At 67.9% G+C, this 17258-nt stretch carries 19 protein-coding genes and 4 pseudogenes; 9 read left to right on the forward strand and 14 right to left on the reverse strand.

Annotated features, from left to right (window positions below; translation table 11 throughout):
• Positions 1 to 58: 58 nt before the first annotated feature.
• A complete protein-coding gene (locus AB8O64_RS04905; protein ID WP_370418039.1) occupies positions 59 to 2098 on the forward strand; it encodes an NACHT domain-containing protein in 2040 nt (679 codons plus the stop codon).
• 47 nt (positions 2099 to 2145) lie between these two features.
• Here AB8O64_RS04905 and AB8O64_RS04910 read toward each other — a convergent pair whose 3' ends face one another.
• Positions 2146 to 2388 (reverse strand): hypothetical protein, encoded by a 243-nt coding sequence (locus tag AB8O64_RS04910; protein ID WP_370418040.1) that lies wholly within the window; start codon positions 2386 to 2388, stop codon positions 2146 to 2148.
• Complete coding sequence (locus tag AB8O64_RS04915) at positions 2385 to 3005, reverse strand: TetR family transcriptional regulator (RefSeq protein WP_370423795.1); 621 nt, start codon at positions 3003 to 3005, stop codon at positions 2385 to 2387. Before AB8O64_RS04915 ends, AB8O64_RS04910 begins: the two co-directional genes overlap by 4 nt.
• Before the next feature lie 104 nt (positions 3006 to 3109).
• Here AB8O64_RS04915 and AB8O64_RS04920 point away from each other — a divergent pair, with 104 nt between their 5' ends.
• Both AB8O64_RS04920 and AB8O64_RS04925 read left to right on the forward strand, forming a co-directional pair.
• Entirely contained in the window at positions 3110 to 4045 is a 936-nt protein-coding gene (locus AB8O64_RS04920; RefSeq protein WP_370418041.1) for an oxidoreductase, read from the forward strand.
• Between the two features lie 231 nt (positions 4046 to 4276).
• A pseudogene (locus AB8O64_RS04925) lies at positions 4277 to 4990 on the forward strand (alpha/beta fold hydrolase).
• A 179-nt stretch (positions 4991 to 5169) separates the two neighbouring features.
• Here AB8O64_RS04925 and AB8O64_RS04930 read toward each other — a convergent pair.
• Entirely contained in the window at positions 5170 to 5529 is a 360-nt protein-coding gene (locus tag AB8O64_RS04930; protein WP_370418042.1) for a transposase, read from the reverse strand.
• Positions 5530 to 5740: 211 nt separating this feature from the next.
• Here AB8O64_RS04930 and AB8O64_RS04935 point away from each other — a divergent pair, with 211 nt between their 5' ends.
• The 3 genes and pseudogenes from AB8O64_RS04935 (at position 5741) to AB8O64_RS04945 (ending at position 6734) form a co-directional block, all read left to right on the forward strand.
• Positions 5741 to 5932: a hypothetical protein gene (locus AB8O64_RS04935; protein WP_370418043.1), complete on the forward strand. Its 192-nt coding sequence runs from the start codon at positions 5741 to 5743 to the stop codon at positions 5930 to 5932.
• Positions 5933 to 6113: 181 nt separating this feature from the next.
• Positions 6114 to 6371, forward strand: a pseudogene (locus AB8O64_RS04940) (DUF1048 domain-containing protein); the annotation flags it as partial.
• Positions 6372 to 6461: 90 nt separating this feature from the next.
• Positions 6462 to 6734: a hypothetical protein gene (locus AB8O64_RS04945; RefSeq protein ID WP_370418044.1), complete on the forward strand. Its 273-nt coding sequence runs from the start codon at positions 6462 to 6464 to the stop codon at positions 6732 to 6734.
• 150 nt (positions 6735 to 6884) lie between these two features.
• Here AB8O64_RS04945 and AB8O64_RS04950 read toward each other — a convergent pair whose 3' ends face one another.
• Together AB8O64_RS04950 and AB8O64_RS04955 are read right to left on the reverse strand one after the other, a co-directional pair.
• Positions 6885 to 7835 (reverse strand): hypothetical protein, encoded by a 951-nt coding sequence (locus tag AB8O64_RS04950; protein WP_370418045.1) that lies wholly within the window; start codon positions 7833 to 7835, stop codon positions 6885 to 6887.
• A 697-nt stretch (positions 7836 to 8532) separates the two neighbouring features.
• Positions 8533 to 8757 carry a hypothetical protein gene (locus AB8O64_RS04955; RefSeq protein WP_370418046.1) on the reverse strand — a complete coding sequence of 75 codons (225 nt, stop codon included), beginning with the start codon at positions 8755 to 8757 and terminating at the stop codon, positions 8533 to 8535.
• A gap of 666 nt (positions 8758 to 9423) precedes the next feature.
• Between AB8O64_RS04955 and AB8O64_RS04960 the strand changes: the two genes are divergently transcribed.
• Together AB8O64_RS04960 and AB8O64_RS04965 are read left to right on the forward strand one after the other, a co-directional pair.
• A complete protein-coding gene (locus tag AB8O64_RS04960) occupies positions 9424 to 9951 on the forward strand; it encodes a peroxiredoxin (protein ID WP_370418047.1) in 528 nt (175 codons plus the stop codon).
• A 164-nt stretch (positions 9952 to 10115) separates the two neighbouring features.
• Positions 10116 to 10616, forward strand: coding sequence for a hypothetical protein (locus AB8O64_RS04965; protein ID WP_370418048.1), 501 nt, complete (start codon positions 10116 to 10118; stop codon positions 10614 to 10616).
• A gap of 348 nt (positions 10617 to 10964) precedes the next feature.
• Here the strand turns inward: AB8O64_RS04965 and AB8O64_RS04970 are convergent, their stop codons facing one another.
• Positions 10965 to 11207, reverse strand: coding sequence for a hypothetical protein (locus AB8O64_RS04970; RefSeq protein WP_370418049.1), 243 nt, complete (start codon positions 11205 to 11207; stop codon positions 10965 to 10967).
• Positions 11208 to 12021: 814 nt separating this feature from the next.
• Here AB8O64_RS04970 and AB8O64_RS04975 point away from each other — a divergent pair.
• The gene (locus tag AB8O64_RS04975; protein ID WP_370418050.1) at positions 12022 to 12318 is read left to right on the forward strand and encodes a hypothetical protein; all 297 of its coding nucleotides are present in this window, start codon (positions 12022 to 12024) and stop codon (positions 12316 to 12318) included.
• 111 nt (positions 12319 to 12429) lie between these two features.
• On the opposite strand, the pseudogene AB8O64_RS04980 reads toward AB8O64_RS04975, so the two are convergent.
• The 8 genes and pseudogenes from AB8O64_RS04980 to AB8O64_RS05015 form a co-directional block, all read right to left on the reverse strand.
• Positions 12430 to 12714, reverse strand: a pseudogene (locus AB8O64_RS04980) (terpene synthase family protein); the annotation flags it as partial.
• Complete coding sequence (locus tag AB8O64_RS04985) at positions 12629 to 12916, reverse strand: terpene synthase family protein (RefSeq protein ID WP_370418051.1); 288 nt, start codon at positions 12914 to 12916, stop codon at positions 12629 to 12631. The pseudogene AB8O64_RS04980 and the gene AB8O64_RS04985, both read right to left, overlap by 86 nt.
• Before the next feature lie 445 nt (positions 12917 to 13361).
• Positions 13362 to 13622 carry a hypothetical protein gene (locus tag AB8O64_RS04990; protein WP_370418052.1) on the reverse strand — a complete coding sequence of 87 codons (261 nt, stop codon included), beginning with the start codon at positions 13620 to 13622 and terminating at the stop codon, positions 13362 to 13364.
• Positions 13601 to 13840, reverse strand: a pseudogene (locus tag AB8O64_RS04995) (transposase); the annotation flags it as partial. The gene AB8O64_RS04990 and the pseudogene AB8O64_RS04995, both read right to left, overlap by 22 nt.
• Before the next feature lie 52 nt (positions 13841 to 13892).
• Complete coding sequence (locus AB8O64_RS05000; protein ID WP_370418053.1) at positions 13893 to 14639, reverse strand: ABC transporter ATP-binding protein; 747 nt, start codon at positions 14637 to 14639, stop codon at positions 13893 to 13895.
• Positions 14640 to 14654: 15 nt separating this feature from the next.
• Positions 14655 to 15239, reverse strand: a complete 585-nt coding sequence (locus AB8O64_RS05005) for a hypothetical protein (RefSeq protein WP_370418054.1) — start codon at positions 15237 to 15239, stop codon at positions 14655 to 14657.
• Entirely contained in the window at positions 15236 to 16477 is a 1242-nt protein-coding gene (locus AB8O64_RS05010; protein ID WP_370418055.1) for a hypothetical protein, read from the reverse strand. Before AB8O64_RS05010 ends, AB8O64_RS05005 begins: the two co-directional genes overlap by 4 nt.
• A gap of 166 nt (positions 16478 to 16643) precedes the next feature.
• Complete coding sequence (locus AB8O64_RS05015) at positions 16644 to 17156, reverse strand: hypothetical protein (RefSeq protein WP_370418056.1); 513 nt, start codon at positions 17154 to 17156, stop codon at positions 16644 to 16646.
• Positions 17157 to 17258 lie beyond the last annotated feature (102 nt).

Consider the following 17258-nt stretch of genomic DNA (forward strand, 5'->3'; position numbering starts at 1 on the left):
GACGAGGGCCCGGGTCCGGCGTATCGGGCGTCTCTACGCCTTGCTCACCTTCGGTGGGATGGCAGCCACGGTGTATCTGGCCTACCGCAGTGGCGGACTGGACGCAGCGCTGCCCGCTTTGCCGCCCACGCTCGCGGTGGCCTTCCTTACCTGGGCCGCCTACCGGGACGACCGCAGCGAGGCGGCACGGCGTGAGCTCCCGGCGGTCGCCGAGGAACTGGCCGGAGCGGTGCAGGTGCAGTGGAGCGCCGAGCTCGGCCGGCGCCGGCTGGTCCGGCCCCTTCCGCCCACGGTCTCCTGGGCCGCGGCACCTGCGGAGTTGTCGGTTCCGTGGCGGGAAGTGACCGAGGCGGCCAGGAGGTGGCCGGGCGGCCCGCCCTCGGACCCCGCCGGCTGGGCCACCGGACCCGCCGGGCTGGAGGGGCAGGAAGACGAGATCGCCGAGATCTTCCTGCACCGGATCCCCACCCGCCGGCTGGTCCTGCTCGGGGAGCCGGGCTCAGGGAAGACCATTCTCCTGGTACGGCTGCTGCTGGGCCTGCTCGAGCGGCGCGGCACCGACGGGGGCCCGGTGCCGGTCCTCTTCTCCGTGGCAAGCCTCGAGCCGGGGCCGCACGGGCTCCACGGCCAGGAAGACACCCTGTACACATGGATGTCCGGCCAACTGGAGCGGGACCACCGGACACTGGCCGATCCGGCCCCACCCGCGTACGGCGACGTGAGCCTGGCCCGCGCGCTGCTGGACAACAAAAGGATCGTTCCCGTGCTGGACGGCTTCGACGAGCTGCCCGACGAGCGGCGCAGGCGGGCGATGGCGGTCGTGAACGGCTCACTGCCGCTGGACCAGCCGGTGGTGCTCTCCTGCCGCTCCACCGAGTACCGCCGAATGCTGCAGCACGCGGCCCCTCTCGCAGACGCGGCCGCGATCGAACTCCGCCCGCTCGACAGCGCGGAGGTCGGGGAGTATCTGCGCGCCACTGCCTATGGCGACGGGGCACGGACGGCCGAAGCCGCGGCCGCCGTCGAGGAACGGTGGGGCGAGGTGCTCGGGCGCCTGGGCGGCCTCTGTCCTCTGGCGCGCACGCTCGCCACACCGCTCGGCGTCTCTCTCGCCCGGGCGGTCTACAACCCGGAGGGCGAACCCGGGCCACCGACTCCCACTTCCTCGCGCGGCCCTGCGGAGCTGCTCGCCCTCACCACCCGGGAGGAGGTGGAGCGGCATCTGTTCGGCGCGTTCATCCGCGCCGCGTACCGGCCGAAACCCCAGCGCCCCTGCCCCTGGACCTACGTCGAGGCCCGGCGGGCGTTTGTCGTCCTCGCCCACCACATGAGGGACAACCTCACCGGCAGCACCGAGATCGCCTGGTGGGAACTGCACCGGGCGCTTCCCTCCAGGTCGGCGCGGCTGCTGGTGGCGGGCAGCGCCGCGGTCGCGGTCGCCGCCGTGCCCTGGTCCGTCGCCGGGCCCGCCGCCGGGCTGGGCGCGGGCCTGACGGTCGGCGCCGTCGCCGTCCTGGCAACCGTGCAGCGGCGGAGCCCGGCCAGCCGGATCAGCTGGTCCTGGCGGCACTCCAGAGTCGTACCCGGGACCGTTGCCGGGATGGTGACCGGCTTCGCCGTCGGACCCGTCACCGGAATCAGGTTCGCCCTGGTGTCCGTACTCGCCATCGGCTTCGTGGTCGGCTTCATGACCGGCCTGCGTCCCGAGCCCCTCGACGCCCCCGCCTGGAGCAGTCCTTCCGGCTCGCTCGCCCACGACCGCCGTACGGCCCGGCGGACCATGCTGCTCTGGGCCCTGGCCGCCGGCCCGGTGGCGGGGCTGATCGCGGACCTGGTGGCCGGGCGGACCGCCGCCGTGGTCGCCGCGCCCGTGGTGGGCGTGGTGACGGGCCTGGCGATCGGCTTCGGGGAAACCGCCTGGGGACTCTTCACCCTGACCCAGGTCTACCTGCGGATACGAAAGGGCACCCCTCGCGACCTCATGGCTTTCCTGGCCGACGCGCACAGCGAACGCGGAGTGCTCCGCAGGACGGGTGCCGTCTACCAGTTCCGCCACATCAATCTGCAACGCCATCTGGAGGCCGAAGAGCTCGATTAGGGGTGTGACCCAGATACGGCCCAAACGGGCCACGGAATGATCTTGATCTAGTCGGCCTCGGCGAGCGCGCGGTAGAGCGAGGCGACGGACGGGTTCCTGCCGGTCTTACTGATCGTTTCAAAATGGGTGGATAGTCGGCGCACCGCCGTGCTGTCGGCGAGCCCGTCGGCCTCGCAAAAGTGTCTGTTGATCGACGCGGCCAGCCAGCGCAGTCGTTGCCTCAGTGGCACGTAGGTAGACGCCGCCCACCAGCAGACGCCCCTTGACGGCTGCAGAAGCAGCTCACTCATCCACCGCGATGCACGTGCGCGGGAGAGGACCGCTGTTCGACGGCGTCCAACGCCGGGGCGATGACGGCGAAGGCCCGGTTGGTCAGTTCGGAGGGGTCCTCGGCACTGCCGCCGTCACTCCACCGATGTAGCACGGTGTTGAAGGCGGTCAGAGTCATCCCGGCGGCTAGCTGCGGGTACAGGTCGGTGTCGGGGTCGAGCCCCAGGCGGCTAGCCAACTCCGCCGTCAGGTCGTCGCGCCACTGCGCCTGGCGCTCCAGGAAGCGTGCGAGCAGGGCGGGGGTACACAGAATCAGCTGAACCACTCGCAGTGCTCTGTCGGAGTGGTCGGCGCAGGCGGTGATGGGGACCGAGACGGCGTGCCGCAGCGCCGCGGAGGGTCGCTCCTCGATGGGGCGGGCTGCCAACTCTGCGCGAATTCCGGTGCCCATGTCGGCCAGGAACTGGACGACCACGTCCTCCTTGGACGCGAAGTACCGGAAGAACGTTCGCTTGGACACGCCGGCTGTGGTCGCGATCTCGTCGATGGTGACCGAGTCGAACCCCTCCAGCGCTAGCAACTGCAGAGCCGCTTCGGTCAGTTCGTGCGAGACGAGCTGACGTTTGCGCTGGGCCATGCTGATTTCAGGGCGGGTAGTCACCGGACGATGGTAAAGCCATGCCTCGTGTGGCACCTAGGCGCACCTTGACACCAAGTGCCATTGGGGGCACCGTATGCCGCATGACACAGCATCAGCGCTGGACTGCCGAGCAGATTCCGGACCAGACCAAGCGGGTGTTCGTCGTCACCGGAGCCAACAGCGGCCTCGGCCTGGCGACCACCCGGGCGCTCGTCCGGCAGGGCGGGCACGTGATCCTTGCGGTACGCGACGAAGGAAAGGGCCACCGGGCGGTCGCAGAGATCACCGCCGATCAGCCGGGCGCCAGCCTCGAGGTGCGCCACCTCGACCTTGCCGATCTCGACTCGGTCCGAGCCTTCGCTCATCAATTGCATACCGACCATCCGCGGCTGGACGTGCTCATCAACAACGCCGGCGTGATGGCGCCGCCGCGGACACTCAGCGCGCAGGGCCACGAGTTGCAGTTCGCCGCCAACCATCTCGGCCACTTCGCACTCACGGGGTTGCTGCTCGACCTGCTGACCGTCGGGCGCGACCCCCGCGTGGTCACGGTAAGTTCGACCAACCACCGGCAGGGGCGCCTCTTCTTCGACGACCTCTCCGGCGAACGCAAGTACTCGCCCATGGCCTTCTACAACCAATCGAAGTTCGCCAACGCTGTCTTCGGATGGGAACTCCACCGGCGGCTGGCCGCAGCCGGCGGCCCGGTGCGCAGCTTGCTCGCCCACCCGGGTTATACCGCCACCAACCTGCAGACGAGCGGGCCGGTCGGCATGGTGAAGGTGCTGTTCGGCCGCATCCTCACTCCGCTCGCCCAGTCCCCGGACCAGGGAGCGCTGCCCCAGCTGTACGCGGCGACCGCCCCCGACGTGGAGAGCGGGCAATTCATCGGGCCGGACGGCCTGGCCGAGCTGCGCGGCGCACCGACGCGGGTGCAGTTGTCCCCCGCGGCTGCCGATGCCGAGACCGGCCGCCGTCTGTGGGAGTTGTCGGAACAGCTGACCGACGTGCCGTTCGTGTTTCCAACCCTTGTCTAACTGATTGTTTACGGCCTCGGGGAACATCGGTACACCCGTTGGCGCTGAGAACGATCACGGTTGGCTAGCGGGTCGAAGAGCCACATTCATCATGCTCCGCAACGAGAAGGCCGTGCTCTCGTGTAGCTGCCGCCACCTCTCACGTAGCAGCGCCGGAGAAGGCCCGGCGCTAGGGCGTGTATCGAGAGGATTTCCTAAGAGGTCGTCAGGTTGCCCGGCTACGGTGCGGGCATGGTGAATCTCGTGCTGGTTGCAGGTGCACGGCTCGGGGCGTGGGCGTGGGGCGAGGTGGTGCCGTATCTGCACGCGGCCGGCCACGGCGGCTATCCGTTGACACTGTCCGGTCTTGCTGACAAGCAGGGTGTACCGGCGGGGCAAGCGACTCACGTCCAGGACATCGTTGCCGAGGTAGAACGCCAGGGTCTGCGTGACGTAGTCCTGGTGGGTCACAGCTACTCGGGCATCCCGGTAGGTCAGGCCGCGGAGCGGATCGGTGACCGACTGGCCCGCGTAGTATTCGTCGACTCAAGTGTTCCAACTGACGGCGAGTCGTTTGCCTCCGCCTGGCCGGATGGCGGGGCGGCAGTGGAGGCATCGATCGCCGAGAGCGGAGGGTTTTGGCCGCTCGCGTCAGCTGCTCATTACGACGGCGAGGGTCTCACCGATGAGCAGATCGCACGCCTCGTGCGTGGCTCGACGCCTCACCCCAGGTGCCACGCTGACCGAGCCCGCTGTGCTATCGGGGCCGCTCGGTGAACTTCCGGCGGCATACATCCTGTGCATGATGCCAGGGGCCGAGCCTGACGACGCCGAGCCCGACGAAGATGTGGCTGAGCTGCTGAACAGCAAGCGCTGGCGGCTGGTCAAGATGGACACCGGCCATGGCCGACGTTCTCCCAGCCGCGCGAGCTGGCGCAGATTCTCCTCAATGCTGCCGTGGAGTGAGAGCACCTCCATGCCTGCGGGCTGGTTTTTGGCCGCGCTCGATGTGTGCTGGTCACAGCCATTCGCGATGGCCGCTATGAGGACGGTCGCCTCATAGCGGACCGCTAGCTTGTCGTATCGCGTGGCGACGGCGCGGTACCTCTTGAGCCGGGTTGATCCCACACTCGACCGCGTGGCGCTCACGGTAGTCGACCGGGTCGAACTTCAGCGGCCGGCCGCCGCGAGAGCCGCGCTGTTTGCGGTGGCGCGCCTGGTCGACCTTGTCCGGTTCTTAAGTCACCCTGCTTCCGGGCTCCAGCCGCGTGCTGATGGGCGCGGCACACCGTGGAATCGACGCTCAGATCCCACACGATCGCACCCTTCGCATCGGCCGGGGACTGGGGCCGGCTGAAGACCCGGTGCCAGGTGCCGTTTCGCTGCCATCGGCGGAACAAGTCGTAGATCCTGCCCCACGGGCCGTACTCGACGGGCACGTCCCGCCACGGAACGCCCGTTCGAACCCGGAACCGTATGCCGTCGATCACGGCCTGGGGGAACATCGGTACAGCGGTTATCGGTGAGAACGATCATGGTCGGCTAAAGGGTGCCCCGTAGGTCGGGGCGCAGCTGGCCACGGTGCCACCGATGCTCCATGCGGATGGCCTTGGCGCCTCCAGGGGCCGGGCAGGCGAGCTGTGGGGTAGGGCAGCAGGGTCCGACCGTGCCACCTCGTCAAGGGGGCATGCGCCAAAACGATGAGAGGGAACACTCGTGACCGAAAATCTGGGAAACCTCCCCGGCGGCCTCGGCGACACCGTCGGTAACTCCTTGGGCGGCGTGACCGACTCCTTGGGCAACCTTGTCAACGGCATCATCAAGGCGGGTCCGGGCGGGACGATCACGCAGGACATGGTCAACCAGGCGAACGAGATCAAGCCCGCTGTAGACAAGGCCAACGGCTGACCTCACAGCCACCGTGACCGGCCTCGGGGAAACTCGGTACAGCGGATAACGCCAAGGTGATGATCTTGGTCAGGCCGATACTCCGAGGCCGGTGACGCGGTTCTCGTACTCGCGTCGGGCCTTGCGCTGAGCAGGAACCGCCGGGACGCCCTGGCCGCCGTCGAGCGCCTGGCGGCGAACCCCGCCGGACTACCAGATCGTCTACAAGGAGATGCAGAAGTACCTGTTCAAGGTCGGACCGATCAGCCTGCCTGAAGGGCCCCTGCTCCCTGGGATCGTCGACTTCTTCGAGGAGGGCGTCGCCGCAGGCAAGGGGGTTGTGGAACTCATCGGCACCGACGTCGCCGCGTTCTGCGACGACCTGGTCAAGGATTCCCCTACCTACGCGGATGTCTACCAGGCATCCATCAGCGCGGAACCCGGCGCGGACGAGAAGTGACGCCCGCCGCCCGGGTACGGGCCGAGAACGAGGGCTCTGCGTAACTGTCGAGCAGTACCCCCGCACTCACTCCTCGCCACGAAGGACTCCGTGGACGCCGCCACCGGCCGCGCCTGGCTCGCCTGCGACCAGCCATCACGGGCCGTACCCTTCCTGCGCAACCGCGTCGAGGCGGCCGCACCCGACTACCCGCGCGACCACCTCTACGCCGTGCTCGACCTGGCCGACACCGTCCACCAGTGCGGCGACGGCGACCACGCACGGCAACTCCTCGACCAAGCCGAAGGACTCATCGGCACCGTCAGCTCTCAACGCATGGCCTACCGCTTCGAAGCCCTGTCGTCGGCCGTGGCCAGCATGTGACGGCCCGGATTCGACACCAGCAGCGCAATCCCGGCGCGCGCTCCGGCGGGTAGGTCCCTCCCGGCACCATGTCCCCGGTCCTTGCCACTGAGTGCCGACGGCCGCGTCGGCCATCCGAATCTGCCGCAGCCGCCGCCAGCCCGTTTCGCCTCAGCGTGTCTGCTGGACCCAGAAGGCGTCGCTCTCCAGGAGCCGGTTGCGGTTGTACCAGCGCTGCCGGTAGTTGCCCTCGTTGGTGTTGGGCGTCAGAGGAATTGTCTTCGTCGAGAAGTCCTTGTTGCGGTGCGCCCCTTGATAGGTCGACGCGAAGGGGTACTCGTCACAGCTAGCCGCCGGGCTCCTCCCGCAGGCCGCCCTGCGGTTGAGATCGTTGAGCGTACCGTCCCTCGTGACCTGGAGCGCCGGACCCCGGCCCTGCAGCCCCCAGGCCTGGTTCAGGCGGCGCTGCGCCTCCGTGATGTGTTTCGCGACCGGTCCGTACACGCTGTGGCTGCGCGAGACGAAGTACGTCGGCTTGAAGTCCTTGTACACGCAGCCGCCCTTCGGCTGCGGGCTGACGTAGGGGGTGTTGTCGCAGCGGACGTTGAGCTCCGGGCCCACGGAGTGAGACGGCACGTTGCTGGCGTTGGGCGCCGTGAGAGCGACGAACGTCAGCATGTTGTCCTCGATGGTCACGTCGTGCGGTGATGAGACCGTCATCGTGAACGTCTTCGAGATCTTCGGCGGCAGGGGCTGCGGCCACTGGCGGCTGGAGGTACAGGCCCTGCACCTCAGGCCCACGTTGCCCTGGATCGCCAGCGCCATGGGACCCCAGGGGTCCGTGATCTTCAGTGTGACGCTGTGCTGCCACTTGTGGCGGTTGCGCGGGTCGAGCTTCACCTTCACGTGGACGTGTATACGGGCCCGCCCTTCAACCTTCCCCGTTGCATCGTTCGTCAGCTCGATCGGAAAGGCGTTCCGGTAGCAGTGTGAGGTGCGGTTGAGTTTCGCGGACCTCTCCCTGCAGCTCACCGGCTTCGGGGCGTTCGGGTCGGCGGCGGCCGCCGCATCCGCGTCCTCCATCGTCAGAGGTGTGTCGGCGGCCGGGGCGCCTACGGTCAAGCTGACTGCTCCTGCCCCAGCCGCGCCCCGGGCCTCCGGGCCAGGGGTTCCGGCCTCCGCCATGGCGGCGGCGGGCAGGATCAATGCGAGTGCTGTTGCGGCTGTGAGGGCTGTCGTGAGAGTCGGGCGTCTGTGACGCCACATCGAGGGTCTCATGGAAATCCTCCCCGCTTTCTGCCGCACAACCCCGAAGAGCCTTGTGCCCCTGGGGGCGCAGGCAGACGACAGTACGACCGGTTGGCCGACTCCTCATCAGGCAGCGTGCCGACTGGCCGGTTCCGCCGCTCGGCATGGCGAATTCCGGCCCAACCCTTCGCTCGGCCACGGACCGGGCGCAAGCTGACCGCACCGCCTCCGACGGAGCAAGGCCCGAGCCCGGCACGAGCGGGGGCGCCGACTGTTCCGCAGGACGGACCGCACGGACGACACCGACCGCTGGAAGCCGTCCCACGCGCACGCGCAGGAGGTTACGTTGATGGTCGTCCGCGGCCGTGACCCGCACGGCGGTTTGTCCAGAGGTTCCCCCAACCGACACTACGCAGCGTCAACACCGGGCCAGCCGGTTCGGAATCACGTTGTCAACGGTCGGGGCGCTCTGCCCACTGAACTCTGCACCCGTTCCGGGGCCCCGCAGGACCCGAAACGACCCACTACCGATCCTGTCTCCAAGCGGCTGGCGAACAGGATTACCGTGTCGCTAGCACGGCACGTTGATGTACGTGCGGTTTTGGTCGATCGTCACTCGCTCATGGCCTTCGTAGCCGTCCCAGTACGGACCGTACTGCTGGAAGCGCATGTCGACGCTGTAGGCACCGCAGCCGTTGAGGACTGCGAGAGAACCACCGCTGGCCGTGCCATTGCGGGAAGCCTGCGTGACGGGCTCTGGCGTGCGGTAGTACCCCGACTGACCACCCTTGCTCACACTGCCGTAGGCGTTCCAGTAAGCGGGGTAGTCCGCACTGGCGTAGTACCAGGCGCGGCGACGGCCCTGTCGATGGCGAAGACCTCACCGAGCAGCAGGGCGGTGAGCGCCAGCCATCGCCATCGGTACGCCGCCGTGGGAGTCGGTGCGAGCACACGCTCAGCAGTCATCGGAGTCCTCTCCATCATCGTCGGTACATCGCCCCGACTCCCCCCGGGCAGGGCTTCGAGTTCGACCACGAGCCACAGTGGAGGCGCGGATCCGGCGACTCCAGCCAGGGCGTGGAGATGGAGAATTCCTTCCATCGAAGGAATGTCTGGTGGTGAAATCCCACGCGCCGGTCACGGTGCGTACCCGCGCTCGTCGATGCCGCGATGGCGGTGATCAGGCCCACGTACGGTGTGCGCTTCGAGACAGGGCCATTTCTTGCCTGCCTGCGCGCGGGACACGATGCGGGCGACTACTGCGCGGAGACCCTGGCGGCCTACCAGCAGAAGATCGAGGCACTTGACCTCCTCGTCGCCCGGCTGACGCAGAGCCGGGATCAGCTGATCAGCCGCCGGAACGCGGCGGCCCGGCGAGGTTTCCCTCCGCCACCGACCCATCGAAGGAGCCCGACGAGATGCTGCCCAAGGCTGCCCCCTGCCCTCCGACCTGCCGGTCCCGGTGGACGATGGCATCGCCGCCCATCTGCCGGGCCGAACGCTCCCCGCCCTGTCGTTCAGCGGCACGGATGGCAGCAACATCCGCCTGGACACGGTCTCCGACGGCCGCTGGGTGCTCTTCCTCTACCCGCTCACCGGAGGCCCGGCCGCCGACATCCCCGAGGGCTGGAACGAGATCTCCGGCGCCCGCGGATGCAGCCAGGAAGCGGTGGAGCTTCCGCAACAACCTAGACGCGCTCAGGGCGGAAGGCGTCGGCCGTATTCTCGCCCTGTCCTCGGACCGAGCCGACTACCAGCAGGCGCTCGTGGACCGCCTGCACCTGCCCTACCCGATGCTCTCCGACCCCGGCTCACGCTCGCGGACGAGCTGAAGCTCCCGACGTTCGAAGCCAACGGCCAGACGCTCTACCGGCGTCTCACCCTCGTACTGCGCGGTGCCACGATCGAGCACGTCTTCTACCCCGTCTTCCCACCGGACACCCATGCCGACCAGGTCGCGCAGTGGTTCCGAAACCATAGCGACGCGTAACTGAACCGGCGAGGGGCCGCCACACGGCCGCCACACCTTCCGGGGTGGCGGCCCCTCTCCGCTGTGGACAAGGACCGGCAGAGCTGTCCAGGGCCCGTAAGCAGCGGCCGGGCTCTACGGTCCGCCCCCTGGAGGTGCCGGAGATGCTGTGCATACTGCTGGGTATGACGTCTCCGCTCGCCACCCACATACACCTGCTGATCACCTTCGTGCTGGTGACGTGTGCGGTGCTCGGCGGAGTCTGCTTCGGTCTTCTCCTGGGCGGCAGGACGACGGCCCTGGTTGCCGCGGGTGCGGCCGGCCTGGGCGCGGGGATCGGCTCGTTCCTCGCCCGCCGCCAGATTGCCGCCCTCTTCCCGCCCGACCCCGGTGCCGCCCGGGCCGACGGCTACGCGGAGGGGATCGCCGACGCGGTCCTCGTGAGCATCGCGACCTACCAGGCCGCGGTCTTCCCGCTCACCCCCGACGGGGTGAGCGAAACGGAACGCCAGGCCCGCCGCACCCTGGCCTACCGTGCCGCCGCCTACGACGGCCTCCCCCTCGCGGTACGGGTCTCGGCGGCCGAAGCACTGGAAGCCGTCGACCAGGGTCTGGACGCCGCACGTGCCCAGGCGGCGATGCGAGCCCTGGCCCTCACGGTCTACGACCACCGCGCCGAGCACTGACCCCACCACGCCGCCGCGCAGTGTCTGTCCTGTTGGAGGCGATACCCTCCGGTGGGGCGATTCCTCTGGGCCTGCCGAAGATGTCGTGTCCGCCGTTGCGGCGCCAGACGATGTGCTGCGCACCCCGTATCCGTTCCTGTCCGTACGACCAGGTCGCCCGGCCGTCGCTGGGCCAGGTGAGCTCGTAGACGCCCGGCACGCTGCGGACGCGCTTGATGCGGACGCCGGCGCGGAACTGGCCTCGAGGCCACCAAAGCACCCGTCCCCGATCACCGCTGTCCTCCTGGCAAACGGGGCCCCAGCAGGTTGGCCTCGCAGACAGGTGCCACGCCTGAAACCTCAGTGCCCCTACCGAGATTGGCGATAGCCGCGGTCGTACCCGTTAAGGAGATTTAGGTCAATGTCGGCGTTGAGAAGGCTGCCGTACCCATGGGGGCCATAGCGATACGGGAGGATGTTGACGTCGGCGTCAACGTTGGCGAGACCAGCGACATTGGCATCAACATCGGCGTCGGCAAACGCCCCGGTACCTGTGGCAAGAACGATGCCTGCAGCGGCCACCAGCAGGGCGACCCCCTTCGCAATCGACACGCTGTGCTCCTTACCGAAACGGGCGCCGTGTGAGCTACCGAGCCTGGCTCAGCGCAAGGGCGTGCGACCAGGGCGTACAGGTGCGCTTGGTATGCCCGGCTCACTAACAGGTACGAAGGACGACCCGGAGACGTCCCCGGCTGGGAACGCGTCGCCCACGAGCACAGCGCGAAGCCTGTCTCCTCGTGGTTGGCGACTTCGACTGCTCGGGTGAGGGCATCAAGCGGGACTGGGTAGAGCGGCGGGCTGCTGGAGCTGGGTGACCAGGGTGCTGCTCACCTACGAGCAGGTGCGCGGGTACGGGCTCCCGGCTACCAAGGGCAAGAGCAGCGACCCGAGGTGACCGGCCTTCGCACGCCGCTACGGCTTCGACCCCCGCCGCCCGGTGCGGTGGGAGGTGGAGGCCCTGGAGCCGGCCGAATTCCAGCGCCTGGTGCTCGCCGCGTCGCCCCGTACATGGACCGCGACGTGCTCGCGCAGCTGATCGCCCGAGAGGAACAGCAGCACCGCGCAAGAGGCCGAAACGTCGCAGCGGCGCGGGGGCGTTGCTGCCAGCACTCGTGATCGTTGAGGGGGCATGTATCTCACCCGCGTTCTCGGTGCGGCGGCGCTGACGGCCCTGGCCGCCGTCGGCCCCGCGACGCCACCTCTCGCTGTCGCGTCTCCGGCTTCCGGGGCAGCGCATTCCCCCTCCGGGATGGCTGCTGACGGGGTCCTCACCGGGGACCAGAAGGTTTCGTTTCACGACTTCAAGTCCGGCCGGGAGGCTTACCGAAACCCGCTCTTCTGCGGCGTCACGTCGAAGGACGTGAGCATGGAGTACGTCACCGCCGTGCAGGGATTGAAGCAGTCCGAGTGCGGCACCGTGCTGGAGGTGACCAACCCCAAGCGGCCCAGGCACCCGGTCTATGTCATCGCCGTGGACAACGGCGGCAAGGGCCTGGACCTGAACAAGGACTCTTTCGCGGAACTCAACGGCGATGTCCGGCACGGCCTGGTCCACGTGAGGTGGAAGCCGGTCAACTCCGCCAAGCTCCCTAAAAAGGCCATCCGCAACCCCGAAAAGATCAAAAACCTCCCCGGCTACACCGACGGGCTCTCCTACCTCTGACACCGGCAGGACCAGGTGCCCGGCCTGTACACATGGCCAGGGGCTCGCGGAAGCGGAGCCCCTCTTCAGGGAGTACACGTCGTTGCACATCAGCGGGACGTCCACCGCGATCTCCCGCATGATCCGCAACTGCGGGCTGTGAAAGGCCGCTGCCGGAACAGCGATCCCGGCAGCACGTTCCCCCAGCGACACGGTCAGCCCCGTACCGGCGATGCCCCGGCACACCTGCAGGTACTGCTCCATGTCAGCCGGCACACCGCGGCGCCGGTTGATCGCCTCGTGCGCCTGGGCGGCGAAGTAGTACTCCCACTCATGGGAGGCCCGCGCCGCCCACCCGGGCGGGCGCCTCGTCCGTGCTGCGTCTCCCGAGGTCGGCGAACGCCACCGAGCAGGGATCGGCGCCGGGCGCGGGCGGTGTGCCGTGGACGATGTCGATAAGGCCCTGGCACACCCGGGCCACACGCTCGGGGGCAGCGCCCAGAGGGCCGTCGAGCTGATCGTCGATGACGAAGAAGAACGCCATGACATCCGTGCACAAATCCAGATCCGGGCTGAGGCGTAAAGGGAAGGGAAGCCCGAAATCGATGTCCTGCGGCATGAGGTCCTCCGTGCGAGCTGCAGTGATCCGTTCGGCTGGAGTATCCGCGCGCCGGCTGGCGTCCCGAGGACAGACCACACGAAATTCGGCGCGGCGGCCGACTACTGCATCGATCTGATCGGTCTGTCCGGCTGGCGAACGCTGGTGCGCTGTGGACGGAGGCGAGCCTCCGACGCCAGCGCTCGTTGGACCGGTACGACGACGATGTACGACTTCGATCCGCGGCCTGCCCCGAAGTCAGAGGATGCCACCCCGGCGACTGTTCGCTTCGATCCGGGCCTACGCCGCACTCGTCTGGACGTCCTGCTGAACATCACCGGCTGGGCAGCGGATGAGATCGGCACCGGCGCCGCGCTGATGACCGAGCTCGGGCAGTTCGGCCCCGGCGGCCAGGTTTGTGCGACCCGCGCCCGGCGAGTGGAACCGCTAGGCACTGTCCGGCGGATCATACTTCGGGGGCGAGGGGCCTGAGGTCGTAAGGATAGGAGCGGTCGTTCTTGAAGCTGCGCCAGATGGTGGCAGGGGGTTCGGGTTCGTCAGCGTGACTGTTGAGGGGATGGGCGGTGACGAGGCCGTCAGCGATCTCGCAGTGCCAGCCGTCGGTCAGTGACCAGGCACACCACATGGTCCCGTCCGTTCGGCGGTAGGCGGGGCGGCCGTTGTGCTCGCCGTCGTGTTCGAAGTGGCACGCAGGATCCGGCCCCACGGGCCGTCCGCCGACCAACGCCGGTGCCGTTCGTAGACGGTCTTCCGGCTGCCGAAACGCTCGGGAAGATCCCGCCACGGTATGCCCGTTCGCCCCCGGAACGAGATCCCATTGATCACCTTGCGGTGGTGGGTCCACCGTCCGCCACGCTGTCCCGATGCCGGCAAGTGTGGCTCCAGCCGGACCCACTCGGCATTCGTCAGATCGCCCCGCCCCATGCCGGCAAAACGAGCCAGCAGTCCGACAGTCGCATGATCCGCCGGACACTGCCTAGCCGGACATGGTGCGGGATACGGACACGGTGGTGTATGCGGCTTCGGCCCGGCGTCCTTCGGGGATCTCTGCCGGGGCGTGGTCCAGGAAATCGCCAGTGGAGCCCGTGAAGTTGATGCGCCCGTCGGTGAGCACGGTGACGTGATGGGCTTCTTCCGCCAGATCACCAACGTCGTGTGTGGACATCAGTACCCGTACTTCTGCGGTAGCGAGGGTCAGGATCAGGTCGCGAAAGATGCGACGTTGCGTGGGGTCCATTCCAGCGGTCGGCTCGTCCAGGAGGAGCACGGTGGCGTCGTGGACGAGTGCGGAGGCGACACCGACACGGCGGAGCTGGCCTCCGGAGAGGTGTTTGGTCTTCATATCGGCCCGGTCGGCGAGCTCGACCCGGGTCAGAGCCTTGTCAGCGGCGGTCCAGGCGTCGGAGCGGTTCATGCCCTTGAGCCAGCCGGTGTAGGCAACCTGCTCGCGGGCAGTGAGGCCTGTCATGGCGGTGATGGCCTGCGGCATCCACGCCACGCGTTGCCTGTACTCCCGGCTGTGTGAGCCGAGGCCGTCCAGGCGCACGCGGCCTGTTGAGGGGAGGGCGACTCCGGCGGCGAGCTTGAGAAGGGTGGACTTCCCGGCGCCGTTGGGGCCGAGCAGGACGGTGAAGCCCTCCGGAACGGTGTAGGACAGCCGGTCGAGAACCGGGGGCTTCCTGCGCCCGTAGGCGAAGGTGCACGCATCGAGCTGGATCGGCATGGCAGAGAGAATTCCTTACGGGCGGAGCTGGTAGCGGGCGTGTGCGGCCAGCCCTGCGGCGAAGGTGATGAGTGCGGCGGTGAGGGCTGGCAGATCTGCGGGAGGCCGGGGCAGGACCGTCCACGCGTAGGAACGGTGGAACTGGTCGAAGCCGACGAAAACGACTGTGAAGATCCACCCAACGGGTACAGCCACCGCGCCCTGGGGCGCGACGGGGTGGACGAGGAGCATCAAGCCGGTCAGGAACAGCGTGTTGCGCCCCGTTGACCAGGCATCGTCGCTGCCGGAGAGCTGTCCGACCAGGGCGCCCAGCATGACGGCGAAGGTGCCCGTTGCGAGGATCAGGGCGGTGTCGTAGCGGGAAACCAGCCGCCATGCGGCGGCTTCACCTTCCACCAGGCGAGCCGTGAGGCTCAACAGCAGCCCTGATGTGATCGGTACAGGTGCGAGCAGCATGACCAGGAAGTCGTTGGATCCGCCGACCAGCAGTGAGGGGAACTCCACCGCGACGCGGGGGAACCCGGCGACGAGTACGGCGAAGACGGCCATGCACGGAATCAGCACGACCGCGACGCGTCGGGCTTTGAACCACCAGATCACGGCTGGGTGTCCTCGCCCGCGTTCTTGCACGCCTTGACCAGTTCCTGCTGGTACCAGGCGGTCTGCCCGGCCGGGGTCAGCGTGCGTGCTTTGGAGACCCGGTGCTTCATGACGGCCATCACTTCATCGGCATTCTGAAACTGTTGCAACTCCTGCCGCTGCCATGCCAGATAACGTTGGCCGGAACCTGCCACCGTGGCCGCCCAAAGGACTGCCGAACGGGAATTGACCTGGTCGGTACGCATACAGGGAAAGCGGACAGACTTGAGTACGACGCTCAAGCGCACCGTCTCGGAGTGGGCCGACTTGGACAGCGGCAGCCACCACTCCTGGCGGGTGGAGCGTGTATTGGCTCGCCCAGCGGCCAGGGTGTCGTTGACCGTATCCGGCATACGAGCTTCGACCCCGGCCTTTCGCAGTGCGTCGACGGTGCTCGTGACGTCCTGCCGCAGTCCCGCCACGTCGGCGCCGGCGGCCTCGGGCACGCAGACCCTTGGCTGGCTACCCCTACAGTCCAGCGGCGCATTGTTCGCCGACAGAGGGCTGACGGCTCCCCAAGAGTGCACATGGGCCACGCAGACGGCCATCACCGCGAGGGTCAGGCCGCACGCCACGCCTCGCAGTGCGATACGGGTTGACCGGCTGGTTGCCAGCGAGACCCATGAAAGGGCGCAGAAGGCGGCGAGGGATCCGGCGAACAGCAGGTGCGGCCACAAGCTGGCGAAAGGGACGAGTTCGCCGAACAGAAGCCCCTCGGTGTACTGGCCGGATATGTGCCTTGGCCACATCCGCTTGCTGTCGGATGCCGACCAGCCGACGAGGTAGAGCACTGCGGCGGCGAGCAGCGGCGCCGAGATCGCCCGGTGCACCCGCAGGCCTACGGTGAAGCCGATCACTGTGTGCGCACAGACGAGGAACAACCCCATGCCCAGCAGGGGCAGTGCGCTGAGCGTGGGCCACACGCCCGCCTCCACCAGCGCCATGACTACGGGCAGCAACAGCACCATCCAGCTGACCAGGACGCCGGGCAGCAACGTCTCAGCCGTGACGCGGTACCGGGACCGGGACGGGGCCAGCAACCACACCTGGTCCTTCTTCAGCCGTCCTGCCTCCCAGGCCCCCAGGGCTACAGCCATGGCATAGGCGAACCAGTAGTAGGCATCCAGCGCCTGGGCCACCAGCGAGGGCGCCCATACGGGGCCATCCAGCAGGTCCGTATAGCCGGGATCCTCATGCATATTCTTGAAGTACAGCAGGACTAGGGCCAGGCACACGGGTGCAAGCCACAGGGCGCCGCTGGTGCGCCATCGAGCAAGAGGTCTCACGAAACCGGCTCCGGAAGTCGAACGGACCACGCCACCCTCATAACGGCAAGGGTGGCGTGGTGATGATGCGGGTCAGTGATCAGTCAGCCTTCGAGGTATCCACGTACACCTTCCTCACACCCAGCTTGATTTGCAGGCTGTCACCGATGCCTCCGATCTCTTTGATCTGGAAGAAGTGCTTTCCGTTGGACAGGTTGTGCCACTGGCCGTTGCTCGTCTTGTGGTCACCCTTGAAGCAGTTGGTGAACTTCTTCGCCCCCCACGACCTGTCCGGTTGCATGGACCTGTCGTGGCGCAGGTCGACGAGGGTGGAGTATTTACGTCCGCCCGGGCTGCCCGTACCGGCCCAGCAATCGGTGAACAGCACCTGCGAGTACGACTCGTCCTTCCATCTGCGCGACTGGAATCCCGTCAGCACTCCTCCGAGTTCGCTGGTGAAGTTCAGCGCCTCGATCGACGGGGCCGCCGGGTCGTCCACCGGCAACGACACCGCGCTCTCGTCGGGCGTGGCCGGAGCGGTGTCGTCGCTCGGGTCCACCTCGACGGGCGACGACGGAGTCGTACCGCCCCCGGGCAGCTCAGCCGCGGCCACCGCCTGAGCTCCCGCCACCAAGGATGCGGCTACCACTGCCGCGAGAACACCACTGCGAACCTTGTCTGCGTGCCTACGCACAGATCCTCCCCACTCATGGAC

Origin of the sequence: Streptomyces sp. QH1-20, from assembly GCF_041283565.1 — a bacterium.
Classification (GTDB): Bacteria; Actinomycetota; Actinomycetes; order Streptomycetales; family Streptomycetaceae; genus Streptomyces; species Streptomyces syringius.

Excerpts from the sequence above, each read along its gene's own strand:
- AB8O64_RS05010 (WP_370418055.1), bottom strand. The coding sequence starts at position 16,477 with ATGCATGAGGATCCCGGCTATACGGACCTGCTGGATGGCCCCGTATGG.
- AB8O64_RS04910 (WP_370418040.1), bottom strand. The coding sequence starts at position 2,388 with ATGAGTGAGCTGCTTCTGCAGCCGTCAAGGGGCGTCTGCTGGTGGGCG.
- AB8O64_RS04915 (WP_370423795.1), bottom strand. The coding sequence starts at position 3,005 with ATGGCCCAGCGCAAACGTCAGCTCGTCTCGCACGAACTGACCGAAGCG.
- AB8O64_RS04985 (WP_370418051.1), bottom strand. The coding sequence starts at position 12,916 with ATGCCGCAGGACATCGATTTCGGGCTTCCCTTCCCTTTACGCCTCAGC.
- AB8O64_RS05000 (WP_370418053.1), bottom strand. The coding sequence starts at position 14,639 with ATGCCGATCCAGCTCGATGCGTGCACCTTCGCCTACGGGCGCAGGAAG.
- AB8O64_RS04930 (WP_370418042.1), bottom strand. The coding sequence starts at position 5,529 with ATGTTCCCCCAGGCCGTGATCGACGGCATACGGTTCCGGGTTCGAACG.
- AB8O64_RS04965 (WP_370418048.1), top strand. The coding sequence starts at position 10,116 with ATGACGTCTCCGCTCGCCACCCACATACACCTGCTGATCACCTTCGTG.
- AB8O64_RS04975 (WP_370418050.1), top strand. The coding sequence starts at position 12,022 with ATGGAGTACGTCACCGCCGTGCAGGGATTGAAGCAGTCCGAGTGCGGC.
- AB8O64_RS04905 (WP_370418039.1), top strand. The coding sequence starts at position 59 with ATGGCAGCCACGGTGTATCTGGCCTACCGCAGTGGCGGACTGGACGCA.
- AB8O64_RS04920 (WP_370418041.1), top strand. The coding sequence starts at position 3,110 with ATGACACAGCATCAGCGCTGGACTGCCGAGCAGATTCCGGACCAGACC.